General features: G+C 63.7%; 26 protein-coding genes. 5 read left to right on the top strand and 21 right to left on the bottom strand.

What is annotated here, in order from left to right; genetic code table 11:
* Positions 1-8 precede the first annotated feature (8 nt).
* The 5 genes from Clow_RS01765 to Clow_RS01745 form a co-directional block, all read right to left on the bottom strand.
* Positions 9-311, bottom strand: a complete 303-nt coding sequence (locus Clow_RS01765) for an urease subunit gamma (RefSeq protein WP_055175407.1) — start codon at positions 309-311, stop codon at positions 9-11.
* Positions 312-622: 311 nt separating this feature from the next.
* On the bottom strand, positions 623-2,008 hold the full coding sequence (locus Clow_RS01760; RefSeq protein WP_055175405.1) for a protoporphyrinogen oxidase: 1,386 nt from the start codon (positions 2,006-2,008) through the stop codon (positions 623-625).
* A gap of 5 nt (positions 2,009-2,013) precedes the next feature.
* A complete protein-coding gene (gene hemE / locus Clow_RS01755; RefSeq protein ID WP_055175402.1) occupies positions 2,014-3,084 on the bottom strand; it encodes a uroporphyrinogen decarboxylase in 1,071 nt (356 codons plus the stop codon).
* Between the two features lie 15 nt (positions 3,085-3,099).
* On the bottom strand, positions 3,100-5,694 hold the full coding sequence (locus Clow_RS01750; protein WP_055175400.1) for a heavy metal translocating P-type ATPase: 2,595 nt from the start codon (positions 5,692-5,694) through the stop codon (positions 3,100-3,102).
* A gap of 36 nt (positions 5,695-5,730) precedes the next feature.
* Positions 5,731-6,144 (bottom strand): hypothetical protein, encoded by a 414-nt coding sequence (locus tag Clow_RS01745; RefSeq protein WP_055175397.1) that lies wholly within the window; start codon positions 6,142-6,144, stop codon positions 5,731-5,733.
* Between Clow_RS01745 and Clow_RS01740 the strand changes: the two genes are divergently transcribed.
* Positions 6,143-7,480, top strand: a complete 1,338-nt coding sequence (locus Clow_RS01740; RefSeq protein ID WP_082418462.1) for an MFS transporter — start codon at positions 6,143-6,145, stop codon at positions 7,478-7,480. The genes Clow_RS01745 and Clow_RS01740 overlap by 2 nt on opposite strands.
* 47 nt (positions 7,481-7,527) lie before the next feature.
* Here the strand turns inward: Clow_RS01740 and Clow_RS01735 are convergent, their stop codons facing one another.
* The 8 genes from Clow_RS01735 to Clow_RS01700 form a co-directional block, all read right to left on the bottom strand.
* Complete coding sequence (locus Clow_RS01735; protein ID WP_055175393.1) at positions 7,528-8,085, bottom strand: hypothetical protein; 558 nt, start codon at positions 8,083-8,085, stop codon at positions 7,528-7,530.
* 46 nt (positions 8,086-8,131) lie between these two features.
* Positions 8,132-9,160 (bottom strand): porphobilinogen synthase, encoded by a 1,029-nt coding sequence (gene hemB, locus Clow_RS01730; protein ID WP_082418460.1) that lies wholly within the window; start codon positions 9,158-9,160, stop codon positions 8,132-8,134.
* Between the two features lie 95 nt (positions 9,161-9,255).
* Positions 9,256-9,525, bottom strand: a complete 270-nt coding sequence (locus tag Clow_RS01725; protein ID WP_156334532.1) for a hypothetical protein — start codon at positions 9,523-9,525, stop codon at positions 9,256-9,258.
* A gap of 101 nt (positions 9,526-9,626) precedes the next feature.
* A complete protein-coding gene (locus Clow_RS01720; RefSeq protein ID WP_055175389.1) occupies positions 9,627-11,315 on the bottom strand; it encodes a bifunctional uroporphyrinogen-III C-methyltransferase/uroporphyrinogen-III synthase in 1,689 nt (562 codons plus the stop codon).
* A 198-nt stretch (positions 11,316-11,513) separates the two neighbouring features.
* On the bottom strand, positions 11,514-11,927 hold the full coding sequence (locus Clow_RS01715; protein WP_055175387.1) for a hypothetical protein: 414 nt from the start codon (positions 11,925-11,927) through the stop codon (positions 11,514-11,516).
* A 91-nt stretch (positions 11,928-12,018) separates the two neighbouring features.
* Complete coding sequence (gene hemC / locus Clow_RS01710; protein WP_055175385.1) at positions 12,019-12,915, bottom strand: hydroxymethylbilane synthase; 897 nt, start codon at positions 12,913-12,915, stop codon at positions 12,019-12,021.
* Between the two features lie 12 nt (positions 12,916-12,927).
* On the bottom strand, positions 12,928-14,361 hold the full coding sequence (locus Clow_RS01705) for a glutamyl-tRNA reductase (protein WP_082418499.1): 1,434 nt from the start codon (positions 14,359-14,361) through the stop codon (positions 12,928-12,930).
* A 95-nt stretch (positions 14,362-14,456) separates the two neighbouring features.
* The gene (locus Clow_RS01700) at positions 14,457-14,675 is read right to left on the bottom strand and encodes a glutaredoxin family protein (RefSeq protein WP_055175383.1); all 219 of its coding nucleotides are present in this window, start codon (positions 14,673-14,675) and stop codon (positions 14,457-14,459) included.
* A 47-nt stretch (positions 14,676-14,722) separates the two neighbouring features.
* Between Clow_RS01700 and Clow_RS01695 the strand changes: the two genes are divergently transcribed.
* Entirely contained in the window at positions 14,723-15,781 is a 1,059-nt protein-coding gene (locus Clow_RS01695; RefSeq protein ID WP_055175381.1) for an HAD-IB family hydrolase, read from the top strand.
* Between the two features lie 58 nt (positions 15,782-15,839).
* Here the strand turns inward: Clow_RS01695 and Clow_RS11270 are convergent, their stop codons facing one another.
* From Clow_RS11270 to Clow_RS01675, 5 genes are all read right to left on the bottom strand, one after another.
* The gene (locus Clow_RS11270) at positions 15,840-15,941 is read right to left on the bottom strand and encodes a 30S ribosomal protein bS22 (RefSeq protein ID WP_003855542.1); all 102 of its coding nucleotides are present in this window, start codon (positions 15,939-15,941) and stop codon (positions 15,840-15,842) included.
* 184 nt (positions 15,942-16,125) lie between these two features.
* Complete coding sequence (locus Clow_RS01690; RefSeq protein WP_055175378.1) at positions 16,126-16,317, bottom strand: helix-turn-helix domain-containing protein; 192 nt, start codon at positions 16,315-16,317, stop codon at positions 16,126-16,128.
* A 195-nt stretch (positions 16,318-16,512) separates the two neighbouring features.
* On the bottom strand, positions 16,513-17,343 hold the full coding sequence (gene proC / locus Clow_RS01685; RefSeq protein ID WP_055175375.1) for a pyrroline-5-carboxylate reductase: 831 nt from the start codon (positions 17,341-17,343) through the stop codon (positions 16,513-16,515).
* 106 nt (positions 17,344-17,449) lie between these two features.
* Positions 17,450-18,829: a ZIP family metal transporter gene (locus Clow_RS01680; RefSeq protein ID WP_055175373.1), complete on the bottom strand. Its 1,380-nt coding sequence runs from the start codon at positions 18,827-18,829 to the stop codon at positions 17,450-17,452.
* 13 nt (positions 18,830-18,842) lie between these two features.
* Positions 18,843-19,772, bottom strand: coding sequence for a Ppx/GppA family phosphatase (locus Clow_RS01675; protein ID WP_055175370.1), 930 nt, complete (start codon positions 19,770-19,772; stop codon positions 18,843-18,845).
* A gap of 34 nt (positions 19,773-19,806) precedes the next feature.
* Between Clow_RS01675 and Clow_RS01670 the strand changes: the two genes are divergently transcribed.
* Genes Clow_RS01670 through Clow_RS01660 form a run of 3 tightly spaced genes read left to right on the top strand, consistent with a single transcriptional unit; the run spans position 19,807 to position 22,670 of the window.
* Positions 19,807-20,697 carry a DUF3109 family protein gene (locus tag Clow_RS01670; RefSeq protein WP_055175367.1) on the top strand — a complete coding sequence of 297 codons (891 nt, stop codon included), beginning with the start codon at positions 19,807-19,809 and terminating at the stop codon, positions 20,695-20,697.
* A 51-nt stretch (positions 20,698-20,748) separates the two neighbouring features.
* Positions 20,749-22,077: an AAA family ATPase gene (locus tag Clow_RS01665; RefSeq protein WP_055175364.1), complete on the top strand. Its 1,329-nt coding sequence runs from the start codon at positions 20,749-20,751 to the stop codon at positions 22,075-22,077.
* Positions 22,078-22,082: 5 nt separating this feature from the next.
* Positions 22,083-22,670, top strand: a complete 588-nt coding sequence (locus Clow_RS01660; RefSeq protein ID WP_055175361.1) for an RloB family protein — start codon at positions 22,083-22,085, stop codon at positions 22,668-22,670.
* On the opposite strand, the gene Clow_RS01655 is transcribed toward Clow_RS01660, so the two are convergent.
* From Clow_RS01655 to Clow_RS01645, 3 genes are read right to left on the bottom strand one after another with little or no spacing between them, the layout of a single operon-like run.
* Complete coding sequence (locus Clow_RS01655) at positions 22,667-23,362, bottom strand: response regulator transcription factor (protein WP_055175358.1); 696 nt, start codon at positions 23,360-23,362, stop codon at positions 22,667-22,669. The two genes, Clow_RS01660 and Clow_RS01655, sit on opposite strands and share 4 nt — an antisense overlap.
* Entirely contained in the window at positions 23,359-24,609 is a 1,251-nt protein-coding gene (locus tag Clow_RS01650) for a sensor histidine kinase (protein WP_055175355.1), read from the bottom strand. The genes Clow_RS01655 and Clow_RS01650 overlap by 4 nt, the downstream gene beginning before the upstream one ends.
* 16 nt (positions 24,610-24,625) lie before the next feature.
* The gene (locus tag Clow_RS01645; RefSeq protein ID WP_055176253.1) at positions 24,626-25,375 is read right to left on the bottom strand and encodes a phosphoglyceromutase; all 750 of its coding nucleotides are present in this window, start codon (positions 25,373-25,375) and stop codon (positions 24,626-24,628) included.
* Between the last annotated feature and the right edge of the window lie 10 nt (positions 25,376-25,385).

Here is a 25,385-nt window from a genome sequence, read left to right as displayed (position 1 = left end):
TCCTTCGATTAGCGGATGGGATTATGTACCGTGACGAGCTTGGTGCCATCCGGGAAGGTGGCTTCTACCTGAACGTCATCAATCATCTCCGGCACCCCTTCCATCACGTCCTCCCGACGCAAAATTGTGGTTCCCCAACTCATCAGTTCGGCCACGGTGCGGCCATCGCGCGCACCCTCCATCAACTCGTAGGTGAGGATGGCCACGGTCTCTGGGTAGTTCAGCTTGAGTCCCCTGGCTTGGCGCCTTCTGGCGAGGTCCGCAGCCACCACGATCAAGAGTTTTTCCTGTTCTCGCGGTTGTAGGTGCATAGCCCTCTCCTTTTCTATCAATCAATAGATAGCTATTTTAGCCCCACCCGCCTCCCGGCGCGCACCCACCCCGGCAGCGCGGGAAAGTTGAGCGTGCATCGAAAGATAAATGAGCGAAATTAAAATACCAAAGTAGAGAAAGTATCTCATAATTTAGGGAACCCTAAAGTGTCAAATATGTACATCCCATCACAATGCAAGTATCGCTATAATTTCATCACAAATAAAAAGAACCTCAAATTTGCAATAAAATCAAAGAAAAGCCTGCTCTCCCATGGGGAGAAGCAGGCTAAAGGAAAGGGCATATGCTTTTAAGAAAGCGCCCTCCTGGCGGCCTCGCGGGCGTCGGCAAGCACGGCAGGAACCCCCACCCCACCGGCCCAGGCCCCCGTGGCCTCCACGCCGGGTACCTGCGCCAAAGCCTCACGCACCCGCGCCACCGTATCCAGGTGCTCCACCCCGTAGCGCGGCAGACCGCCAAACCAGCGCTGCACAAAGATCTCGCTCAGGCCCACCGCGCGGCCATCAAAGCCCGTGACCTTCTGCAAATCATCCAGGGCATAATCCACCAGATCGTCCTCCTCGGCGCGCACCAGATCGTCCTGCCCAAAACGCCCGAAGCTCGCGCGCACCAGTGCCCCGCCGCGCTCTGCCAGGTGCGGCCACTTCTTAGAGGAGAGAGTAAAGGCCTTGGCGTGCAGGCCGGGCTCATCGGCGGCGATGAGCACCCCGGAGTTCTCCGGCAGCCCCTCGGCGGAATCAAAGCGCATGCCCACCACGGCACTGCTGGCTAGTTGCACCCCCTTCAACGCGGCCGCGGCCTGCGGGGCTACCGCCCCCAGCAGGAGCGCGGTGGTGGGGGCCGGAGTTGCCAATATCACGCGATCGTAGGTGCCCTCCCCCGCCCCCTTGAGGCGGAACCCAGCCCCGGCGCGCTCCACCCCGGAGATGAAGGCATCCACGTAAATCTGTGCCCCGCTGCGCTCCGCCAGGGCCTCGTAGAGATCGGCGTACCCGCCCTCAAAGGCAGCAAAGAGCGGTTTATGCAGCGTGCCGCTGCCCTGACGCCGCTCCAATACCGCGGCAACCGCCGTGGAAAGGCGCACCGGCTCGCCCCGGCGCGCCAGATCGTCCATCGCCTCGGCCAGGGCGGGAATGGTGGCCCGCAGCCCCAGATCATCGGCGGCACAGGAATACACCCCGCCCAGCAGGGCCGATACGCAGCGGTCCACCACCTCGGCACCGTAGCGCTGGCGCACCAGTTCGCCCACGTTGGCCTCCTGGCCGGGCGTCCAGGCCAGGGGCTCGGCGGTGGCCTCGGTGTCGATACGCTGCGCGGTTTCCGCGCTCACCAAGTGGGCCACGGCCTCCCCGGTGGCGGGAATACCCATGAGCGTGCCTTGGGGCAGGGCGGCGGTGCGGCCACCCGTGTACACCAGGGAGCGCAGGCCAGAGGGGTGAACCAGGCGCTCACCCAAGCCCAATTCCTCGAACAAAGCCACCGCGTACTCATCGCGGGCGATGAAGGCCTCCGCCCCCATGTCCACCGGCCCGGAGGCAAAGGGCACGGTGAAGAGCTTGCCGCCGGGGCGATCGGCGGCCTCGTAGACCTCCACCTGAGCGCCCTCGTCGCCGCGGGCAATCTCATAGGCGCAGGCCAGGCCCGCTATTCCGGCTCCGATAATCGCATAACGCATGTGTGTTAAGCCTCCTCGTGAATCAGGGCCACGGCCTTGGTGATGGCCTCGGCCTGGGTATCCGGCAGCACCCCGTGGCCCAGGTTGAAGATGTGCCCGGTGGCGTGCCCGGCTTCTATCGCGCGGCGCGCCTCCTCCTTAATCCGGCGAATCTCCCCGCGCAGCACGTCCTCCCCGGTAAAGAGCATGGCCGGGTCCAAATTGCCTTGGAGCACCTTGGAGCTAGCGGCCGCGTGGATACGCCGGGCGGCTTCATCGAGCGGTACGCGCCAGTCCACCCCCACCACGTCCGCACCCGCCAGGGCCATATCTCCCAGGAGTTCCCCGGTGGTCACCCCAAAGTGGATGCGGGGAATACCCGCCTGCTCGATCTCGGAGAAAATCTGGGTGGAATGGGGCAGCACGTACTCCCGGTATTCCTTGGCGCTGAGGTAGCCCGCCCAGGAATCAAAGAGCTGCATCACATCAATGCCCGCCTCGATCTGCTGGCGCAGGAAGGCCACCACGATCTCCACCAGGCGCTCCATGAGGGCATGCCAGGTATCCGGCTCCGTGTGCATGAGCGCCTTGGTGCGCTGGTGTGCCTTGGAAGGGCCGCCCTCGATCAGGTAGCTGGCCAGGGTAAAGGGGGCACCGGCAAAGCCAATGAGCACCTGGTCATCGCGCAATTCCCCCAGGATTCCGGCGATTCCCTCGCTCAATCCCGGCACCGGAGCCTCCAAACGCGGCAGGGCCTCCACGTCCGCGCGGCTGCGCACCGGGGTTTCCATCACCGGGCCACGTCCGGCCACAATATCCACGTTCACCCCGGCGGCCTTGAGCGGCACCACAATATCGGAGAATAAAATCGCGGCGTCCACATCGTGACGGCGCACCGGTTGCAGGGTGATCTCCGCCAGTAGTTCCGGCATAAAGCAGGAATCCAGCATGCCGATCCCCTCGCGCACCTGGCGGTACTCCGGCAGGGAGCGCCCGGCCTGGCGCATGAACCACACCGGGGTGCGGGTGGGGGTGCGGCCCGCGATGGCGTCGAGAAGCGGGGCGGAGGATAACTGGCGGCGTGCGGTTGAGCTCATGCCCTCGATTCTGCCCTACCCGGTGGGATACTTGCGCACCGCGTTCGATCGCGCCTCGATAACTAGCGACGCCGCGAGCATGAGCACCGTGGCCGCCATCGGGTGCAGCAGCCCCGCCACGGAGGCCACCACCGCCACCGCGTTATAGGCCCAGGCGAAGAGGATATTGCGATCCACCACCGTGCACACCTTGTGGGCCAGGGCCATCAGTTGCGCGATGGCGCTCACGTCGTGGCGCAGCAGCACCACATCGGCCTCCGAGGAATCGGAACGGCTGGCCTTATCCAGCTGATTTCCTCCGTTGATGAGGATGCCCACGTCCGCCACCTTGAGGCACTCGCTCACCGAGGAATCTCCCACCATCGCCACCCTGGCGCCCCGGGTGTGTACCGCGCGCACCGCATAGGGCTTGCGAGAGGCCGAGATACCGGCCAGCACCTGGGAGATGCCCAGGCGACGGGCAAAACGACGCCCCACCGGGTAGGCATCGCGGGTGAGCATCATGGTTTCCAGGCCCATCGAGTTCAGCTGCGCCACGGCCTCGGCGGCGTCCTCGCGCACCGTATCTTGCAGGGAGATCACCCCGCGGTCCTTGCCATTCCAGCGCACCACCAGGGGCGTACCGGCGGCAAAGGCGGCGTCGGCAAGCCTGCCGGTGAGCTCGGAGAGATCGTGGGGCCGCCACAGGCTCGCGCTCATCTGGCGCAGGTGGCAGCCGCCCTGATCGCGCACGGGGAGTTCCAGGGTGCCGTGAAAGGCTCCCTCGCCGTCAATGTGCACGTGATTGACGTCAATCCAGTGCGGAATATCCTCGCTCGTATCGTGATCGCGGGCCTGGCGCGCGGCGTGCACGATGGCGCGGGAGGCCGTGTGATCGGATTCCAGGCACAGCGCCGCCGCCACGCGCAGCACCAAATCGGGATTCTCACCGAGGTCAGCGGTGACCGTCTCCACCGTCATATCCGAGTGCGAGAGCGCGCCCACGCGATTAAAGATCACCGTGTCCACGCCCTGAAGGCGGCGCATCACGGCCCCCTCCCGCAGCAACATTCCGTGCCGTGCCGCCGTCTCCACGCCCAGGCGCAGCGCCAGCGCCGAGGAGAGCGCCAGCGCCGCCGGGGCCACGCAGGCCAGCACCGCCAAGGCCGTGCCAAAGGCCAACGCCGGGTTACCCGTGGCCAGCGCCCACCCGGCAAAGCTCATTCCCGCCACGATCAACGCCGCGGGGATGAGCATGCGCGCGCTGCGGGTGGAGAGCATCACCGCCGTGTTTTGCAGGGCATTGACCCCCGAAACCCAGCGCTCCACTCCCGCGATGCGGGTGCGGTGCCCGGTGCGCTGCACCCGCACCTTGATCCGCTGCCCGGTGTTGATGGACCCGGCGCGCACCGGGGAATCCACCTCCACCGGCACCACTCCGCCCGAACGCGGCAATACCGTTTCCACCACGCCGGGCCGCACGGTGCCGCTGCCGCCGATGACCACCCCATCGACCGGGATGCGCTGGCCGGGTTGAATCACCACATCATCGCCCACATTGATCTCGCTCACCGGCACCTCCTCGGCCACCGGCTGCCCGGTGACGCGATTGTGGCTCACGAGCGTCACCATCGACTGCGGATCAATCCGCTGCGCGGCGAGATCATCGAGGAGGGAGGAACGCGCCTGAATAGAGAGCTTGCGCCCACCGAGAAGCAGCAAGGTGGTACCGCAGGCCACGTCAAAGAACAGTTCTTCCTGGTTAAAGCGCTGCGCGGTGAAGGCGAATACATCTGGCGTACCCCGCCAGCCGAGCGTTCCCACCTCGGTAAATAACAGCGTGCCCAGCGACCACACGAAGGCCCCCACGATGGCGATGGAACTCGCGCCGTCGAGAGCCACGGCGCCGCGACGCACCCCGCCCGCCAAGGCCCGGTGGAAGGGCCAGGCACACCAGGTGACCACCGGAAGGGAAAGCAGCGCGCACACCCACTGCCAGCCGGAAAATTGCGCCTGGGAGAAATAACTGAGAATCACCACCGGAACGGTGAGCAATAAGGCCAGAATCAACCTCGGGGTGGTGATGAGATCGCGGGCGGTGTAGAGCACATCGCCCTCGCTGCGCTGCCGCCTGGCCTGTGCGCCGGCCTCCGGGGTCAACCACGCGGATTCCGAACGAAAGAATCCCTCCGCCCGGGCGCGTTCCAGGGAGCGCAACTCCACCTCGGCCCGGCGTCGCTCCTGCTTGCCGCCACGACGCCGCCGAGGCGGCATCGAGAACGGATCGCCGCCCTCCGAGCGGTACAGGCTCTGACGGCGCAGGGCATCGTCGGTGAGCACCGCCCGAACATCAAAACGCTCAAATACCTCCACCACGAGGTTGGGCATCAACCCCTCCGGAGCCGTCACCCATGCCGTAGCGGAGTGGTACACAATCCTGGCGTGAACCCCCGGTATCTCCTCTAGCTCCCGCTCGATCTGCGCGATCTCCGGGGCGTCGTTAAGCCCCTGCAATTCAAAAGTGAGCGAGGTCTTGCGCCCGGACTCCCCCAGGGCTTGAGGATCGCCAAAGCCCGCCTCCGCAGCGGCCGCCTTGGCCTGGCTAATTGCCTGAGCTACTTGGTCAGCCATCCTTGCCCGCCTTTCTCCGTATTTCACCAGAGCACCCTACTCCGATATGCCCCGCAAAAAATCACTGGCGGCAGGGCGGAACATCGCCAAGGCGGCGAAGGCCAGGACAATAACGTGAAGCAAGATCGCCACCCCCACCGCCTGCGTTATCAGCCCCAGCACGCTCACCGCAATGCTCGCAGTGATCGCCGCTGCCACTATGCGACGAGCGCGCAGCCCCGGCTTTCCGGGTTTGGACAGGTGAGCCGCGAACGACGCCACCAGTACCCCCGCCACCAGGTTCGTGCCGCCAACCACCCCGAGGTTCACCCGCACGCTGCCCTCCGTGGCCTGGGAAATATCGCTGAGCGCGATGAAGGCGGAAAGCAGCATGAGCACGGCCCCCGCCACGGAGAGCCAGTAGGCCACGCGGAGGGCACCAGGAACCTGGGAAGAAGAATCGGCGGACATGTCTGGTGATCCTACCGATGGGGTGGGACGAGCGCCGTGGTGTGCAAAGATAATTCACCAAACCATGTATGAGGCATACATTCTGAAGCAGGGCGGTGATGCTCCATTTCTTCTTTTTCTCTTTCCCCCCGGCCCGCTGCGCAGGTCTATCACCACCTTCCTCCTCAGCAAGGCCCTCATCAGCGCCGCCCTGGCCCTCCCCCACGCGATTCTCACGCCCCTGCTGCTGGATAAGGGGCTCTCGCTCACCCAGATCGCCCTCGTCCACGCCCTGTACAGCCTGAGCATTATCCTCACCGAATATCCCAGCGGTATCCTCGCGGACCGCATGGATAGGAAGCGCCTTTTCCTCTGGTCAAAGGTGGTTCTGCTGGCTTTCTTTGCCGTCGCCATTCTGGGCCAGGGCTTCCTGCTTATGTGCGTGGCCTGGATGCTCTATGGCGTGGCCTCCGCCTTGGAATCGGGCACCATTGATAATGACGTCATCAATGCTATCAAGCGCGCGGACGGGGATAGCGGGAATAAAGAAGCGCGCATATCCCTCCTGGTGCGCCGTGATAACCAGGTATCCCTCGCCGCCATGCTGGCCGCCAGCATCATCGGCTCCTGGTTCTACTTCCAGTTTGGATACTCGCCCTATCTCATCTCCATTGGGCTTGTTCTTCTCGCCGTGCTGGCGGTGCTGCGATACTTCCACCTTGATTCCAGCGCGGAAACGGGCCACCAGCGCGGTTCCTCCCTCATGGGGCAAATCAAGCACAGCTGGGCCGAACTACTCGGCAGCGGCGAGTTGCAGGTTTTCATGGTGCTCTCCATCGCCGGGCAGATCTTCTTTCAGGCCCACTTCCAGCTCTGGCAGGCCTTCTTCCTAGAAAAGGGCTCTCCCGCCGAGCGCCTGGTGATCTTCTACGTGCTCTTCCAGATAACAGGCATTGCTGTGAGCCAGATTCCCACCCACAACCTCTCCATCCGGCGGCTGCGTACCTTATCCCTGGCGCTCATTCCCATTTTCGGCCTGGCGATCTTGCTTTTTAGCCGGCTAGAGGGCGTGCTCTCCCTAGCCCCCTATATCTTCTTCGTGGCGGTGTTCTGGGTGCTGGTGAACCACTCCAACTTTTCCTACCGCAAGCACGTCTCCCCGGAAAATATCAGCGCGCTCACCTCGCTGAGTTCTTCTATATCGCGGCTCTCCGCCTTTCTCACCCTCGCGGTGGCGGCGCTGCTCCTGCGCTATCTCAGTGCGGTGCAGGTGGTTTCCCTGCTCTTCCTCGCCGCCTCCTGCGCGGTGGCCGGTGCCCTGGTGATCTTTTCCAGGCTTGCTCGCCAGGGCGCCTGAACCCCGGCCCCAATATGCCCCACCCGCATGGGGAGCCAAGGCGGCCCCTACTCGGCCTTCTTCACTTCCCCCGTCCACACGAGGGTTTCGCGGCGGAATACAAATACCAGGGTCACCACCGCACCCACTCCGGCGAGTATCTGTAGGGAGCCGTCGATAGCATAAAACGCCATCGGCACCGCCGTGCTGCCCGGAACCAGGGAGAACACCGCCACGGCGCGCACCACGAAGTAGAAGGCGAAGATCATGGTGATTCGGCGCGCCACAGGAGCCCACTTATGCCCCTTGCGTAGCAGGGTGAGCATCCACCACAGCAGGCCCACCACACCCAGAGCGATCAAGAAGGAAAAGCCCACCCCCAGATACGCCACCGCATCCAGCATGGAATCGGAAAGTTCCACTCCGCCGCCTTGGTTTTCCGCCATCTCGCGGGCGGCGGCCTTCAGTGGGCCGGTATCCATGAGCGTCATCACAACGGAGACCACCTCGTGCAGGACGTCCGCCAGCAGCACCAAACCCCACACGCGGGCCAGAAGCATCACGCTTTCGGGCGCGGAGCCTTGACCGGGTTTAGTTGCGGCTGCGTTCTTTTCTTGCTCGTTCACGTATTCCTTCTATCGTGCTTGTATTTTTGGCGCAGTCCTGGGCCACTCAGCGCAGAAGTCGCGCGGCCTCGGTGGCAAAGTAGGTGAGAATCTGATTCGCCCCGGCGCGTTTGATGGAAAGCAACGATTCCATCATCACCTGCTGCCCATCTACCCAGCCGCGCTGCCCTGCGGCCTGAATCATCGCATATTCCCCGGAAACCTGATAGGCGGCCACCGGCACCGGGGAGGTCTGCGCCACTCGGTGCAGAATATCCAGGTAGGGCAGGGCGGGCTTGACCATCACGAAGTCCGCCCCCTCCGCGATGTCGAGTTCCACCTCCAAGAGCGATTCCCGCGCATTGGCGGGGTCTTGCTGGTAGGCCCGGCGATCACCGTTGAGGGAGGACCCCACAGCCTCCCGGAAGGGACCAAAGAAGGCGGAGGCATACTTGGCCGAGTAAGCCATGATTGCTACGTCCTGATAGCCGCCCTCATCCAGGGCCTCGCGGATCGCAGCGATCTGCCCATCCATCATGCCCGAAGGGCTCACGATGTGGGCTCCCGCCTGAGCCTGGGCCACCGCCATCGCCTGATAGCACGGCAGGGTGGCATCGTTATCCACGATGGTGGCCCCGTGGCGGTCAGTTCTGAGCACCCCGCAGTGGCCGTGATCGGTGAACTCGTCCAGGCAGGTATCGGCCATCACCAGCAGATCATCGCCAAACTCCGCTCTTAAGGCCTGCACGCCTCGGTTGAGCACGCCCTCTGGGTTCCAGGCCGCAGAACCCGTGGCGTCCTTATCCTCCGGGAGCGGCACCCCAAAGAGGTCCACGCAGCGCACCCCGGCGTCCAGTGCCTCGTGGGCGGCACGCAGCAGGGAATCCGTGGTGTGCTGGTACACCCCCGGCATGGAATTAATCTCGCGGGGTTCGGTGATCCCATCGGCTATAAACATCGGCAGAATTAAATCAGCCGGGCGCAGCGCGGTTTCCGCCACGAGTTCCCGCATGGCGGGGGTGGAGCGCAGGCGGCGGGGGCGTCGCGAAGGCTCCTGCGGGTGGTAGTTCTGGGGATCGGGCGGCGTAGCGGGCACGGTTCAACCTTCCGATTGGGGAATAGAGCTGTGTCCCCATAGTAGGCGCGTGGTTTTTATGCTTTACGACGCGCCCGTCGCTTCCGCGTCGGCAGTTAACTAGCCCGAGCCAGGAGAGGACGGTGCTTCATGGCGATGCCCGTGCTCTTGCACAAAGCGGGGACATCATCGTAACCAGTCCACATATCCCACGGGGTAGACCGAACAAGGTGGTCATAGAGGGAATCAAACTCCACAAAAGCACCCTCATCATCGTGATTGAGGAGGTCTACCCATATCTCTCCGGGGTCGGCCTCCGCTACCCTCACCCGTGCCTTGTCCAAGGTAATGGCGCCACCAACAAGGCGTGCATGTGGAGCCGTCATGATGGCTTCTGCAACGCTCTTAACCGTCAAACCTGGCGCAGCAGCGGTCAAGTACACTTCCACGGACATTTTCACTCCTTACTACAGGCGTGAGTTCAATCCTATGCTTTACGACGCGCCCGTCGCTTCTTGCGCGGCGGCGGCAACTGCCCCGCAGCGCGCAGGGAGGCCACGTGTTCGGCCAGCGCGTCCACCAGGGATGGCACGTCCGCCTCCTCGGGCATGACGTCCACGCGCAGTCCCATCTCACGGGCCACCTGGGCGGTGGCCGGGCCGATCACGGCGATGATGGTGCGCCGATGTGGCTTCCCCGCGATGCCCACGAGGTTCTTCACCGTGGAGCCGGAGGTAAAGCACACGGCGTCGAAACCGCCGGTCTTAATCATGTCGCGCACCTCGGCGCTCGGCGGGGCGGCGCGCACGGTGCGGTAGGCCACCACGTCATCGACCTCCCAGCCCGCGGCGTGCAGGCCCTCCACCAGAAGATCGCTGCCCAGATCAGCGCGCGGCAGGAGCACGCGGCCCACGGGGTCAAGGTCCTCCACGTATTCGGGAAAGACCTCCACGAGCCCCTGGGCGTTCTGCTTGGTGGCCGGTGGGGTGATCTCCGGGGTGAGCCCCAAGGCCTTGATGGCCTCGGCGGTTTTGCGGCCCACCGCTCCCAGGTGCACTCCGGCGAAGGCGCGGGCGTCGAGCCCAAAGGCGGTGATCTTATCCCACACGGCGTCCACCGCGTTCACGGAGGTGAAGATGATCCACTGGTAGCGGCCCTCCACGATGCCCTTGATGGCGCGTTCCATCTGTGCCGGGTTGCGCGGGGGTTCCAGGGAGATGGTGGGTACCTCCTGGGGAATGGCGCCGTGGCTGGCCAGGCGCGCACTCATGGGGCCTGCCTGGGATTTGGCCCTGGGTACGAGCACTCGCCAACCATAGAGCGGGCGGTTTTCCCACCAGGAATACTTGGAGCGATCATCGACGGCGGTGCCCAGGGTGACCACGAGGCGGCCGGGAAGGTCTACATCGAGCTTGGCGAGGGTGCCCAGGGTGGCGTCGAAAGTGCGCTGCAATCGCGTGGTGCCGTTGACGGTCACGGATACCGGCGTGGCCGCCCCCATGCCGCGATCCAGCAGTTCCTCCGTGATGGTGCCCAAGTCCCCCTGCATGGCCTGGAGCACCAGCGGCTGCGGGGCGGCGGCGAGTTGATCCCAGTCCGTAGTACCGCCGGTGACGTCCGTCTCCGTGAAGGTGGAGCCCAGGGCGATGCCCGCGAAGGCCGGCACCGTGGAGGGCAAGGACATTCCGGGAACCACCTGGAACTCCGCGCCGGTATCCGCCACGGCGGTGATCTCCGCCAGCACGGATTCCCGCGAGAGCGGGTTGCCCGCAACCAGGCGAATCACGTTGTGGCCCTCCTGCACGGCGGCGGCCAGTTCCGCGGCGATCTCGGCAGGTTCGGGGTCGCTAACCTCACGAATATCCGCGGCCGTGGGGGGCGCGGGGCGCGGGGGTTTGCGTCGAGCGCCGTTGCTGCGGGCCTCCTCCACAAGGGCCTCGTATTCCTTTTCCGCCTTATCAATCTTTTCCTGCGGAACCGGCAGATTAGCCGCCACGATCTCTCGCACCCCGGCCAACACCTCGGCGTCGGTATACGCCACGGAGGTTTCCGCCAGTACCTCACGGGCGCGAATGGTCAGCAAATCTGGATTCCCCGGGCCTGCACCCACAAAGATGACCGTACCCGGCTGGGTGGTCTGCGGCGTGCTCTGAGGCGCAAAAGCCTGGTGGGCCATACTCATGTGCTTCTTTTCTAGTTCTTGGACAGGGGCAAAAGACACCTCGCGGGCAGCGCGGCACCACCTGGGCGTGCCAGACACAGCGCGAGGCGTTTTGTACGATTCCGCGGCGCAATCTCATACCCCGGGCGCCGCCGCAGAATCACAATGTGGTATTTACACCATAAAATATGCTGAGTTAAATAGGAAACCGGCTCATGCGGCTCGCCGCTGCCCCTCCGGCTGCAACTGTTCGGCGTAGCGCCGTGCGAGCGGGGTGGTGACCACGATGTAATCCACCGTGGCCTTATCCAAGGTCAGCACCAACCCCTCACGACCACTGCGGCCGCTGCGCCCGCCAGAACCCGCATGGCACACGGCAAAGATTTTCCCCTGTGGGGTTTGAAAGGTGCCGGTGGTGGTCAGTCCCTTGATTCTCGTGGCCGAGGCCGCCGACCCCGAGGCCTGCGCGGCGGCGTGGATTTCTGGCAAGGCAAACACGTCCTCCACGGCGCGCGCGTTCGTTACGGCGCGCAGGGGGATCGTCAGGTGGGAGCGGTGCGCAGCGAGCTTTTCCCACCAGTCCAAGGTAATCGTCACCTGTTTATCGGTGATCTGTAAATAAGCCATGATGGCTCTCCACTTTAGGAGTTCTTGGCGCGCAATCCCAGTAGGAGCACCAGCGGCAGCCCCAATAACAGCGCCGCCGCGCCAGGGCAGGCTACCCCGCCATGAGCTCGGCGGCCCCCTCGCTGAGCAGTTCCCGAGCAGCCATAACTCCCAGCTCCTGGGCCTGATTCCGGGAGGCGCGCCGCTCCACCAGAAGACGCTGGGAACCATCCAGGGCAAAGACCCCGGCGCGCAGCACCAGTTCTTCCCCCTCTATCACCGCGTGCGCCGCCACCGGGGCGGTGCACCCCGCCTCTAGGGTGGCCAGGAGGGCGCGCTCCGCGCGGGCGCGATCGGTGGATTCGGAGTGCGCCAACTCATCCAGGGCGGCCACGGCGGGGGCGTCGTCAGCCCTGCACTCCACCGCCAGCGCTCCCTGCGCCGGGGCGGGGAGGAAATAGCCGGTATCAAAGACTTCCGTGGCTCGATCCTGCTTACCCACGCGCACGAGCCCCGCGTAGGCCAGCACGATGGCATCGAGTTCGCCGGAGAACACCTTGGACATGCGGGTATCAATATTGCCCCGCAGAGGGCGAATATCCAGGTCCGGGCGCAGCGCCTTGAGCTGAGAGATACGCCGGGGCGCGGAGGTACCCACCTTGGCCCCCTCGGGGAGTTCGGTGAGCGTGAGGCCGTCGCGGGCAATCAGCGCCTCGCGCGGGTCCTCGCGCGGCGGTACGACGAGGTGAAAGCGCGGGTCGGGGGCCGTGGGCAGGTCCTTGAAGGAGTGAACCGCCGCCACGCATTCGCCCTTCGCCATCGCCTCGCGCAGGGCCTGGGTAAACACGCCCACGCCGATGCGCTCCACCGGGGCCATGTTCACGTCCCCCTCGGTGGTCACGATGTGCAACTGCGCCTCGTGCCCGGCCGCCGTGAGAGCATCGCGCACGTGTCCGGCCTGGGTGGTCGCCAGAAGGCTGCCGCGCGTACCGATCGTCAGGGTGTTCATCTGCTCTGCTCCTTAATTTTGTTGCGGGTCCCGCTCCGGCGCATCGCTAACCGGAGAATCACTGACCGGCTCATCACCGACGAGAGAATCACCAGCAAGAGAACCGCCGCCAGTAAAACCCTTGCCCGTAAAATCGCTGTTCGGGAGATCGCTGGCGGGCAGCGATACGCTGCGGCTAGGCAGGGGGTTGAGATTAAAGAGTTCCTGAAGGGCCGACTCATAGGAGACCACCCCCGAGGTCATCGCCAGCTCTTTTACCCGCACCGTGGGTGCGTGCAAGAGCTTATCCACCAAGCGGCGCACGGTGCGGGCGGCTTCCTCAAAATCCGCTTCGTCCATATCGGGCACGCGCCCCCGCAGCCGCTCTAGCTCGGCATTGGCAAGCTGGGTGGCGTGGCGTCGCAAAGCCGTCACGGCGGGCACCACATCGCGTACCCGCTGCTCGGAGGTGAAGTGGTTGAGTTCCTCCTCCACGATGCCGCGCGCCTGCTGCTCCACCTCGCTGGCGCTGCGCCCCTCATGCTGGTGCAGACTCTCGATATTCACCAGGTTCATTCCCGGCTGCTGCGCTATCTCCGGGTCAATATCGCGGGGCAGGGAAAGGTCGATCAGGGTCAAGGGACGCTTGCCGACGTCCCCCGGCGTCACCGTAAAGTAATCCGCCCCGGTGGCAGAGACCACCAGATCCACCCGATCCAGCACCTCGCGGCGCTGCTCGAAATCTATGACCTCGGCGTTCACCCCGGCCTGCCTGGCGTGATCGGCCAGACGCTCGGCGCGCGAGCGGGTGCGGTTAGCCAGGATCAACGTCTCCACACCGAGTTTGCCCAGGTGCGTGGCGGCGAGGGAGGCCATCGCCCCCGCCCCCAGCACCAGGGCCTCGTGGCCCCGCAGCGGCTTTTCTCCGCTCAAATCCTGTGCCTCTAGGGCCGATTCCACCGCGAGGGTCACCATAGAGGCTCCCTCATCGTCAATGCCCGTTTCCGTGTGCACGCGCTTTCCCGCGTGCAGGGCCGCCTGAGTCAGGGAATGCAGCAGGGGCCCCACCGTGCCCTTATCCGTGGCCTCCTGGTACGCGCCGCGCACCTGGCCGATGATCTGCTGTTCGCCCACCACCATAGAATCCAGGCCCGCGGCCACCGCCATCATGTGCTCCGCGGCGGCGTCGGCATAGCGCACGTAGAGGTAGCCGCGCAGGGTGTCAATGTCCACCCCGGATACCTCGTGGAGCACGCTCACCACGTCGTGCACCCCAGGGTGGAAGCCTTTAGCCACGGCGTAGACTTCCAGGCGATTGCAGGTGGAAACGATCATCGCCTCAGAGAGCGCGGGGCGCTCCACTAGGAGGCTCGTTGCCTCGTTGCGCACCGCGTCATCCATGCTCAATTTTTCGAGCAGTGCCACCGGGGCCGATCTATGCGACATGCCCACCACGAGCACACTCACCTTGCCACTCACCGCTTTCTCACGTATCCCCCAACTTTAGGTGGATAATAGGGAGATCTTTTTAGTTGATGCCAACGGTAATAGTCTTTCTTTACCTAGAACAACAAAGCATGGCCTAACTCCTCGTTATCCACCTCCCAGCAGGCAAATTCCTCCCCGTCGATCACCACCACCGGCACCCTATCGCCAAACTCCGCCGCCCATTCGGCATTGCTATCGACGTCGCATATCTCCAAGGTGGCGCCGCGCTCCTGGATCACCGGCCTGATCTGAGCCTCCACCCGCGCGCACGAACCACAGGTGGCGCGCACCATCAGCTGAACATGATGTCTCTGCACACTTCTGTCCTACCAGGCTTACGATGGTGGGCGTGAATGAGCTTCGCCCGCCCTCCTTCCCCGCCTCCCCTCGTGATTTTCTCGCCAACTGGTCGATCAGCCACGGCAACCTGCGCCGCTTCCTCTCCAATACGGCGCTGCCCCCGTTGGGCGACGATGAGCAGGAGACCGCTGGGCGCGCCGCCGCAGCCGCAGCGGTGGAGGAAAACTACGGCATCTCTCTAGAGTCCTTTCACTCCGGCATCGAATCCGTCAGCGGCTCCATCGAGGCCGCCGGAGCCCTGCGCGTCTCCCCCACCGACCCCGGCGTGCCGCAAGATGCCGGGGTGGCCGCCTTCTTCGACGTCGATAACACCCTCATCCAGGGTTCCTCCCTCATCGCCCTGGCCTTTGGATTGGCCCGCAAGCGTTACTTTCGGCTCTCCGAGCTCCTGCCTATCGCCTGGAAGCAGCTCAAGTTCCGCCTCACCGGCTCCGAGAACGCCGAGGACATGGCTGCGGGCCGCACCCAGGCCCTAGAGTTCATCAAGGGGCGCAGCGTGGCGGAGCTGACCGAACTGTGCGAGGAAATAGTGGATCGCCACATGCTGCACAAGGCCTTCCCCGGTACCCGCGATCTCGCGGCCATGCACCTGGCGGCGGGCCAACAGGTGTGGCTGGTTACCGCCACCCCCGTGCAGCTCGCCCAGATCCTCGCCCAGCGCTTTGGTTTTACCGGGGCCCTCGGTACCGTGGCCGAGGTTAAAGACGGGCGCTTCACGGGGAACCTGGTGGGCGATATTCTCCACGGCCCCGGTAAAAAGCACGCCGTGGCGGCCCTGGCGGCCTTGGAAAAGCTCGATCTGGAGCGCTGCACGGCCTATTCCGATTCCTCCAATGACATCCCCATGCTCAGCATGGTGGGCACCGCCGTGGCCATCAACCCCGATCGCGCGCTGCGCCGTGCCGCGCAAAAGCGCGGCTGGATCGTGCGCGATTATCGCAACGTGCGCAAGGCCATCCGCACCTATGGGATACCCGGCCTGGCCACGGCGGGGTTCAGCTTCCTTGGGTGGAAACTGGGGCGCGGAGCCCTGGCTTAAAGGCCCGCCATATGAGGAAAGGCCGCGCAATCTGGCGCGGCCTTTCCTCATGCACTTTTTACTTACCCAACTTGCGACGCTGAACGCGGGTACGGCGAAGCATCTTGCGGTGCTTCTTCTTGGACATGCGCTTGCGGCGCTTCTTAATCACGGAACCCATAGGGCTACCTCACTTACCTCGTTGATGTACTTCTGTTCTGCCGAACACGCGCACCTGTGCCGACACGAATGTTCTTCACTTTAGCCGCCGTCCTAAGCACGGCCAAACATCGCACCCGCCGAACACCCCGCAAAGGGGCGTGCGGCGGGTGCGAGATAACGCGATGGAAACCAGGCGCGGAGAACTACCCAACCTCGTAGTACGAGGAATCCAGGTACTCGTTCACTGCCTTATCGTGCACTCGGAAGGAGCGTCCCACGCGAACGGCGGGCAGCTCACCGGAGTGAACGAGACGGTACACGGTCATCTTGGAGACGCGCATGATCTCCGCAACCTCCGCGACCGTCATAAAGGTTCCTTTATCTTCACTAGCCATAATTACCTAACCCTTCACAAGCAGGTGGCGCGCTGTAGGCTTCCCCTCCCACAGAACGAATCACGCACGTGCTTTTTCTAATTCTAGCGTGAATCCTGTGACTGATGCGACCTGAGTCCATGACAGGTGCCCCTTGGTGCCAGGTGATGCCCAATACAACGGGAAAGAGCTCATGTGGCACACGGGCAACCAGGGTTAATCCTCCGGCGAAACCACGGGAGCCCCCAGCTCCTGAGAACGCAGGGCACAGGCCTCAGCCGCGCGGAAGAAGGCACCGCGAATACCCGATTCCTCCAATTCGCGCAGCGCCGCCACCGTGGTTCCCGCGGGAGAGGAGACGTTGGCGCGCAAGGTGGTGGGGTCAGCCCCCTCCTGCACCAGCATGGCCCCCGCGCCGTCGATAGCCCCCGAGGCGAGGCGAGTGGCCACCTCCCGGGTCAATCCGAGGTTCACCCCGGCGTCCACCAAGGCTTCCGCCACGAGGTACACATAGGCCGGCGAGGAGCCCGCCAGGGCCGTCACGGCGTCCATGTCCTCTTCTGCGACCTCCACCACCATGCCGACGGTAGAAAGCAGCTCCTTGACCATCGCGGTTTGATCCTCGTCCACAAACCGCCCCGACGTCATGGCGCACACTCCCTTGCCCACCATCATCGGAGTATTGGGCATCACGCGGATAATCGCCGTGCCAGCCGAGAGATCTTCCTGAAGGGAGGCCAGGGAAAGGCCCGCCGCCATCGACACCACCGTGGTATCCGCGTCGTTATCGTTGATGGTCTCCGCGATTTCGCGCAGCACGCCGCCCATCATCTTGGGCTTGACGCACATGAACACCACCTGGGCCCCCGAGGCCGCGTGATTGTTGTCCTGCGTCGTTTCCACCCCGTAGCGCTCCCGGAAGTACTCCCTGCGCTGCTCCCTGCGGTTGGTCACCGTAATATCCGTCGGGTCCGTGCCCGCCGCTATCAGCCCTCCGATGAGGGCTTCACCGATCTTTCCTCCGCCAATTACTGCGATTGAAGTCATGCCCTCCACCCTGCCACAGAAGCGACACCGGCGCCCCCACGCGGACTGGAAAGCGCGGGAACGCCGGTGTGATAGGTGCGCGGCCACGCCGCGCTAAAAGGGGTGATTAAAAGATGTGCGGGATATACGGCCCAAAGGTCATCAGTACGCCCACCACGGCGGCCAACGCCATCGAAACGCCATCGTGGGCGGTGCGCAGCGCGTGCACCACGCCCACCATGATTCCGGTGACAGCCAAGGCCAAAATCCCCACGAGGATACGGCTCAGGCCGGAGGACCACAGCTGGTCAAATCCAATGAACACCAGCGCGCCGAATACCACGCCCATCACGGCCAGGAGCACCGCGGAGCCCGCACTCGTGCGCGCCTCCTCGGGAGCGGCCTTCTTCGAGCGCTGCGGAGCGTCCTTCTTCTCAGACTTCTTCGCCCCCTCGGCGGCTTCGGCGGCCTCAGCCGCATCTTCCCGCTCGGAGCGCTGGTACAGGCTCGCCACGGGGGCGGAGTTCTCATCGCCCACGCGGGGAATACGCCCGGTCTCCTCCGCGTCCTGCTCGGAGGTTACTTTTTTGCTTGACGACGCCGCCCCGGCCGCAGCAGGCTTCTTCTGCTGCGGGGTCTGCTGCTGAGCCTGCTTCTGTTGCTGGGTCTGCGCGGTCTTTTTGCCTCCCACCGTGGCAATAACGGCGGTTTCCTCGGCCTTGGCAACCTCCGACTTCGCCTCAGCGGCGGGCTGCTCTTTCTTACCCTGCACCGGAATCGAAGGAGAAGAATCGGGGTATCCGCGGCGCGCGGAGGTGGGAATGGGCCACGGCCCCTTGGCCTGGGCGGGCTGAACGGTCTGAGCCGTCTGGGGCTTGGGCTGCACCGGCGTCGAGGGCGCGGAGGCAACCTTCTTCTCTTCCTGACGGTCGCTCTCATTCTTAGGTGCGCCCTGCTTCGCTACGGGCGCCTCCGGCTTTGCAGTGGAGCGCTCGGCCTTCGAGGTAGCAGTGCGCTGCGGCGTCGCCTGGGTTGGCGTCGCTGCTGCAGAGGCCTGGCTCCCCTGTTCGCGCTGGGTAGCGCTCGGAGCAGGCTTCGGGGTGGCCTGTACCGCAGGGAAGGCCGAGGTGCTTGGCCCCACGGGCTTCACAGGCTTATAGGCCTCACCCGTGGGCGTCGGCGGCACGCCCCAGGAAGGCTTGCTCGGGGCCTTGGGGCGCGGCGTGGGGTTCAATCCCGCCACGGAGGGAGCCGTGGCCGCGGGCGAGGAGGGGGTGCGAGGGCGTCGCTCGGACTCGGGGGTGTCGATGGGCACGGAGGAGTGGCGCGACTCCGCCGGCTTCTCCTTCACGCGAGACAACGAACCCGTGAGCTCGGCCACGGAAATGCCGCCGTCCTCTAAGCTGCGGCGACGTCGCCTACCGCTGCGTTGCGCGGCACCATTGCGGTTAGCCTGGGCGCGCTCCATCAGCTCCGCTACGGTGAGTTGTTTCTCCTCGTCACTCATCGTGCATCCTCTCCTATTCCAGTCCCTTATCTATCCGTTGGAGGATCACGCCCTCACGCAATGCCCACGGACAAATATCAATCTTTTCCAGCGCCAACGCTCGCATCGCGGCCTCTGCCACGAGTGCGCCCGCGACGATCTGGTGCGATCTATCCGAACTCACTCCCTCTAATTCCGCGCGATCCGAGGCCGTCATCCGGGAGATAAAGGCGATCAGTTGCCGCAGGCCTGGGGCCGTCAGCGTGCGCGTCACGTAAGGCCCCTCCGCGGAGGGGGCCGCGCCCGTGAGCCGCGCCAAGGTGCGGAAGGTCTTGGAGGTGCCCACGGCGAGACGGGCAGGACCAAAACTACGTACCTGACGGGCTGGCTCCACCAACTCGGCATCAATGAAGTCACGCAGCAGATTGATCTTTTTCCGCTCAGGCGGATCAGTGTCAAACCACTCGTGGGTCAATCTACCCGCTCCGAGGTTCAGCGAAAAGGCCGCGTCGGGCTGTTCATCGGCTCCGGTGGAGATTTCCAGCGAGCCACCGCCAATATCCAGATTAGTAATGCGCCCCGCGGACCACCCGTGCCAGCGGCGCACCGCCAAGAAGGTCAGCCGCGCCTCGTCCTCGCCGGAAAGAACTTCCAGGCTCACCCCCGTCTCCTTATGAACGTGTTTGAGCACGTCCTCGGAGTTCGTCGCGGAGCGCACCGCCGAAGTAGCAAAGGCAATAAGCTCCTCGCAGCCAAGTTGTTGCGCGAGTTCGGAAGATTCCCGCACCGCCTTGGTGAGCTTCTTCATGCCCTTCTCATGGATCGCTCCATCATCATCGAGCAGCTCCACGAGCTTAATCGCGGTTTTCCAATCGCTCATGGGCGTGGGGCGCCCACCGGGCCGCGCATCTACCGCCACGAGGTGAACAGTATTGCTGCCCACGTCCAATACACCTAATCGCACACCCCATAGGGTAGACGGTCTACCCTCATCAGGTGTGAATCGCCCACAATCCACCCAGGTTTTTCTAGGTTTCCCCGCCGCCTCCCCCGCCGGAAAATCCGTGGCACAGGGCGTGGAAAAAGCCCCCGATTTCCCCCGCGAATGGTTTGAGTTCACCAATCCCACCGATCCCCACCACGTATTCAGCATTGATCTCACCTGGATGGAATCGCACTGGCACTGCACCTTCGGCACCAGCGCCTGCCACGGTATCGACGCCTCGCTTCCCGACGTCGGCTGCTGCAATCACGGTGCCTTCCTCGCGGATGAAACCGACCGCGACCAGCTTTACGACGCCGCCGCAGCCCTGCCCGCCCGCTACTGGCAACTGCGCCCCGCCGAGACCGACGAATACCTCGCCCACGGCGCGCCCGAAGAGATCGAACCCTGGCTGGAATGGGACGAACTAGACGACGAGGAGGGCAATCCCGAACCCGCCCTGAAAACCAAAGTGGTGGATGGCGCCTGCATCTTTGCCAATCGACGCGGCTGGGCCACCGGCCCCGGCTGCGCCATTCACCAATGGTGCGTGGACGAGGGGCGCGACCTCACCGTGGAGAAACCCGAAGTGTGCTGGCAACTACCCCTGCGCCGCACCGAGGAGTGGGAGGACCGCCCCGATGGGGTGGAGATTTTGCGCACCACCATCGGGGAATACGACCGGCGCGGCTGGGGAGAGGGCGGCGAGGACTTCGACTGGTACTGTTCCAGCGCCCCTGGCTGCCACACCTCCGAGACACCCGTGTGGGTGAGCCAGGAAGCCGAATTGAAAGCCCTCATGGGCGCGGAGGCCTATGAGGTTCTAGCCGAGCACCTGCGAGCACGGGCGGCCGTACCCAAGGGGGTGTTCCCGGTTCATCCGGCCACGAGGGAGGCGCTTGGGTAGTTTTCTTCCCTTTTTGTTCTAAAATCTGCGCAAATGACCTATTCTTAGGGCATGCTTCTGGCCTTCACCCTGGAGAACTACCGCTCCTTTGCCGCCGAGTCCTCCCTCGATCTGATGAAGCGCAGTTTCCGCCGCAACGTTCCCACCGATGGGGACTGGGCCGCCGTGACCGAACGAGTCGTGGGAATCTACGGTGCCAATGCCTCCGGCAAATCCACCGTGTTGCTCCCCCTTTCCCTCTTGCAGCGCGCCATTGCACTTTCCCTCCGAGACCCCAGTACCACCCAAGAGCTCTACTCCCCTCATGCGCTCCATCGAGGCAAGCCCACCGCTTTTACCGTGGAATACATAGAGGAAGGAACACGGTATCGGTGGCGGCTGCGGCTCGATACGGAAGGTGTCGCCGCGGAAACCCTAGAGGCCAATCACACCGGGCACTTTCGCCTCATCTTCCAGCGCGATGAGGGCGATATTCACTTTGGCCCCCAGGCCGGTATCCCCCGTGCCGTGCAGGAAAACATTGCGCAGTTTCTCACTCCGTGGGCGCTGACCTTCTCCGCCTGGCTCACCGCCCGTTCCAAGGGGCCTTATATCGGGGCGGTGACCTGGTGGGAGGAACGCCTGACCTCCCTCGGCGTACTCAATAGCAGGGAGGAAACCCACTACACCTTCATGCGCATGTTGAAGTACCCCGCCTGGCTGGGCGCCAGTTCCGCCATCATCAAGGCGGCGGATACCGGGGTTAACTCCGTACGCGTGGATACCCAGACCTTGCCGCCCGAGATAGCGCAGCGGGTGCACGCCCTCAATCTGGCCCTCAACGGGGAATCTCCTGCCGGGGAAATAGCGGTAGAGGACCAGGAAGAAAAGGAGCTCATCGCCCAGCGCCTCATGTTCACACATGGCTCCGGCGATGATTCCTTTGAACTCTCCGAGGGCGAGGAATCACATGGCACCCGTGCTTGGTTCGACCTCGCCATACAGTCCATCTACACCCTGGCCACCGGCGGCGTGCTCAGCGTTGATGAAATAGACGAGAGCCTGCATCCCCTCTTGCTCAGCAACCTGATTCAACTTTTCAGCAGATCGGAGACGAACCAATCCGGTGCTCAGTTGATTTTTACCTCCCACGACACCACCGTGCTGGGTAACGATGCGGAATCGGGAATCCTCCCCTCCGGCATTTGGCTCACGGAAAAGAACCACGGTTCTTCCGAACTCATCGCCCTCGATGAGTTTCCCTATTCCGCCAAACACAATATCGAACGGCGCTATCTCCGTGGTGTTTATGGCGCTGTCCCCACCCCCTGGCAGGACCTCTCCCAGGAAGTTGCCCGTTTACGCTCCGAGTATCAGCAGTTCCGTAAAGCAAGGCGATAACGCTCATGGCCCGGAAACGTCCCGCCGGTAAGCGCAAGGCAGCCCTACAGACCTTGATTCTGTGCCAGGGCACAGTCACAGAACCCACGTACTTCGCTTATATGCAGCGCTGCTGGAAGTCCCGCGCCATCAAGATCAAGGCGCATCACGAGACTCCACTCAAACTCGTGCAGCACGCACAGCGTCTAGCCAGAGATGAACATTATGAGCGCGTTTTTATCGTGGTAGATGAGGACGATTCCCGCAACGAACTCTTACCCGCCATCCATCAATGCCAGCGTGCCAGTACAAAGAAATGTTCGTTTGAACTCATTACGTCCCACATCTGCTTTGAGGTCTGGCTCCTGGCCCACGCCCGCGAGGTACCTTCTTCTGCCTCGCATCGCCCACTGCTGGCACGCCTCGTGCGGGAGGCGGGGCTCGTCGATAAGCAAAGCCCTAAGCACCTGCACGCAGACTTCCCCTACCTCCTATGGCAGGAGGCCCAGAAAAGAATCCCAGTCCTAGAAACTAATTCCCTGGGAGAGCACCCCGCTACCGCTGTTCCCGTGGTGTTGGAGGCGCTGCGCGCAGCCCAGGGGGCAACACCCTAACCCTCAAACTTGTACCCCAGCCCGCGCACCGTCACCAGACGCGTGGGCTGAGAGGGCTCGTCCTCGATCTTGGTGCGCAAGCGCTTCACGTGCACGTCGAGGGTCTTGGTGTCGCCCACATAATCGGCACCCCACACCCGGTCAATGAGCTGCCCGCGGGTGAGCACACGCCCGGAGTTACGCAGCAAGTATTCCAGGAGGTCGAACTCCTTGAGCGGCATGTTGATTTCTTTGCCCGCCACGGTCACGATGTGGCGTTCCACGTCCATGCGCACGCACCCGGAACGCAGGATTTGATCGGATTCTTCCTCCACGTCGGTGGGTTCCACCATGCCGTTGCGTCGCAGCACCGCGCGGATACGGGCGATGAGTTCGCGGGAGGAATAGGGCTTGGTCACGTAGTCATCGGCGCCGAGTTCCAGGCCCACCACTTTGTCTATTTCGGAGTCGCGGGCGGTCACCATGATGACGGGGACGTTAGAGACGGCCCGCAGCTCCCGGCATACATCGGTACCGGACATTCCCGGCAGCATGAGGTCGAGCAAAACGATGTCCACCTCATTGCTGGCGAACTCCACTAGGGCCGTTTGCCCGTCGGCGGCGATAATCGGGTTGAACCCCTCCTTGCGCAGCAGGAAAGCGAGCGGATCGGACAGCGATTCCTCGTCTTCAACGATCAAAATGGTGGTCATGAAGATTTGTCCTTTCGCCGGGTAGTCACTCGTGATACCGCCTTGAGCAAGGGTGTCTCAGAGGCATCGTCATCCTCCGGAACGGATGTTGTATCCGCATGATCCGGGTTATGTATGGGTAGCTCAATGGTGAAAGTCGATCCCGTTCCGGGCTTCGACCACAACTTAATGGTACCGCCGTGGTTTGCCACCACATGCTTCACTATGGCTAAACCCAGCCCCGTGCCTCCGGTGGAGCGGGAACGCGCCTTGTCCACGCGGAAAAACCGCTCGAATACCCGCTGTTGATCCTCGGGGGCGATACCGATTCCGCGGTCGGTCACCCTGATCTGCACGGCGGTACCGTCCACTACGCGCTGAGAAAGCGAGACGGGGGCGGAGGTACCGGAATAATTAATCGCGTTGCTCACCAGGTTTGATACGGCGGTAACCAGCAGGGATTTATTGCCATTGACCAGAATTCCCGAGGGCGCCCCGCGCATGAGCGGGATGGAGTGACCATCGGCGGCCACCTGGTTGCGGGTCATGGCCTCGGTAATCACATCATCCACAGATACCGGCTCCATGTCCGGTAGCGCTTCGGCCCCCTGCAATTTGGATAGCGAGATGAGCTCGTTAATCAGATCCGACATGCGCAGGGCTTCCTTGCGCAGCCGGGCACCAAAGTAATCCACCTGTTCGGGGTCCTCGGCGGATTCCATGAGCGCTTCGGCTAAGAGGGCCATGCCGCCCACGGGGGTTTTGAGTTCGTGGGAAACGTTGGCCACAAAGTCCCGGCGCGCGGATTCCATGCGCACGTACTCGGATTCGTCGGTGCTGTAGGCGATGCTAAAGCGGTCGTCGATAAGCGTGAGCGGTTTGACCACCGCCCGCACGTTGGTCACCCGCGAGCCCGTGCGCCGCTCCGAGCTCACCAGGTTGAGCTCATGGGTTTCTTTATCCTCGTAGACCTGCTGCGCCACCTCCCATACCTCGGGGTTCAGGGTGCGCTCATGTACCAGGCCCATCTCGTGCCCGCGCGCGTTGGAGAGCAGCACGTCACCCTGGCGATCCATCACCACAATCCCCGTGGGCGAACCCTGGATAGCCAGGTGCAGCACCTGGCTGATGGTGGTGATCTGGTTTTCCTCCAGGGTGGCAGAGGAGCGATGGCGGTTCATCGCCGCTCTCACGCGCGAGAAAAGCGGAGGGAGGCCACCCGCCACGGCGACCCCCACTCCAAAGGCGAGAACGAGGGATAAGGACAAGGCAGTGTGTTATGCGCTACTTCTGCGCACCCTGGGAGGCCACGGCGGCGGCACCGGCAGCGGCGGCCTCAGGGTCGAGGTAGGTGCCGCCGGGGTTCACCACGGAGCCGTCGGCGGCAATCTCGTAGACCAGCGGGATACCCGTGGGGATATTGAGCTCCGCGATGTCGGCGTCGGAGATCTTGTCCAGGTACTTCACCAGGGCGCGCAGGGAGTTACCGTGGGCGGCCACCATGACTACCTCACCCTTTTGCACGCGCGGCAGAATCTCCTCCTCAAAGTAGGGCACCAGGCGCTCCACCACGTCCTTGAGGCACTCGGTAGCCGGAACCTGCTCCAGGTCGGCGTAACGGGGGTCGTTTGCCTGGGAGTACTCGGCGTTGGCAGCCAGTTCCGGGGGCGGGGTGCCGTAGGAACGGCGCCACTCCATGAACTGCTCATCGCCGTACTTCTCGCGGGTCTCCGCCTTGTTCAGGCCCTGGAGCGCGCCGTAGTGGCGCTCGTTGAGGCGCCAATCGCGCTGCACCGGAATCCACAGGAGGTCGGCGGCGTCGAGAGCGATATTCGCCGTGCGGATGGCGCGGCGCAGCAGGGAGGTGTAGAGCACCTGGGGAGCCAGCCCGGCTTCCTTGAGCAGTTCACCGCCCCGGCGGGCCTCGGCCTCGCCCTTCTCCGTGAGGTTCACGTCCACCCAGCCGGTGAACTGATTAGAGGCATTCCACTCGCTTTGGCCGTGACGCAGCAGGATCAACTTTCCGTTACTCATGGCCTCCAGC

The organism is Corynebacterium lowii, from assembly GCF_001412085.1.
GTDB classification, from domain to species: Bacteria; Actinomycetota; Actinomycetes; order Mycobacteriales; family Mycobacteriaceae; genus Corynebacterium; species Corynebacterium lowii.
This window is presented reverse-complemented; position numbering and strand designations above follow the sequence as displayed.

Bases quoted from the DNA above. Each gene is read 5' to 3' on its own strand.
- Clow_RS01765 (WP_055175407.1), bottom strand. From the start codon at position 311: ATGCACCTACAACCGCGAGAACAGGAAAAACTCTTGATCGTGGTGGCT.
- Clow_RS01760 (WP_055175405.1), bottom strand. From the start codon at position 2,008: ATGCGTTATGCGATTATCGGAGCCGGAATAGCGGGCCTGGCCTGCGCC.
- hemE (WP_055175402.1), bottom strand. From the start codon at position 3,084: ATGAGCTCAACCGCACGCCGCCAGTTATCCTCCGCCCCGCTTCTCGAC.
- Clow_RS01750 (WP_055175400.1), bottom strand. From the start codon at position 5,694: ATGGCTGACCAAGTAGCTCAGGCAATTAGCCAGGCCAAGGCGGCCGCT.
- Clow_RS01740 (WP_082418462.1), top strand. From the start codon at position 6,143: ATGTCTGGTGATCCTACCGATGGGGTGGGACGAGCGCCGTGGTGTGCA.
- Clow_RS01745 (WP_055175397.1), bottom strand. From the start codon at position 6,144: ATGTCCGCCGATTCTTCTTCCCAGGTTCCTGGTGCCCTCCGCGTGGCC.
- Clow_RS01725 (WP_156334532.1), bottom strand. From the start codon at position 9,525: ATGACGGCTCCACATGCACGCCTTGTTGGTGGCGCCATTACCTTGGAC.
- Clow_RS01720 (WP_055175389.1), bottom strand. From the start codon at position 11,315: ATGGCCCACCAGGCTTTTGCGCCTCAGAGCACGCCGCAGACCACCCAG.
- Clow_RS01715 (WP_055175387.1), bottom strand. From the start codon at position 11,927: ATGGCTTATTTACAGATCACCGATAAACAGGTGACGATTACCTTGGAC.
- hemC (WP_055175385.1), bottom strand. From the start codon at position 12,915: ATGAACACCCTGACGATCGGTACGCGCGGCAGCCTTCTGGCGACCACC.
- Clow_RS01700 (WP_055175383.1), bottom strand. From the start codon at position 14,675: ATGGTGCGCGCCACCTGTGGTTCGTGCGCGCGGGTGGAGGCTCAGATC.
- Clow_RS01695 (WP_055175381.1), top strand. From the start codon at position 14,723: ATGGTGGGCGTGAATGAGCTTCGCCCGCCCTCCTTCCCCGCCTCCCCT.
- Clow_RS11270 (WP_003855542.1), bottom strand. From the start codon at position 15,941: ATGGGTTCCGTGATTAAGAAGCGCCGCAAGCGCATGTCCAAGAAGAAG.
- Clow_RS01690 (WP_055175378.1), bottom strand. From the start codon at position 16,317: ATGGCTAGTGAAGATAAAGGAACCTTTATGACGGTCGCGGAGGTTGCG.
- proC (WP_055175375.1), bottom strand. From the start codon at position 17,343: ATGACTTCAATCGCAGTAATTGGCGGAGGAAAGATCGGTGAAGCCCTC.
- Clow_RS01680 (WP_055175373.1), bottom strand. From the start codon at position 18,829: ATGAGTGACGAGGAGAAACAACTCACCGTAGCGGAGCTGATGGAGCGC.
- Clow_RS01665 (WP_055175364.1), top strand. From the start codon at position 20,749: ATGCTTCTGGCCTTCACCCTGGAGAACTACCGCTCCTTTGCCGCCGAG.
- Clow_RS01660 (WP_055175361.1), top strand. From the start codon at position 22,083: ATGGCCCGGAAACGTCCCGCCGGTAAGCGCAAGGCAGCCCTACAGACC.
- Clow_RS01655 (WP_055175358.1), bottom strand. From the start codon at position 23,362: ATGACCACCATTTTGATCGTTGAAGACGAGGAATCGCTGTCCGATCCG.
- Clow_RS01645 (WP_055176253.1), bottom strand. From the start codon at position 25,375: ATGAGTAACGGAAAGTTGATCCTGCTGCGTCACGGCCAAAGCGAGTGG.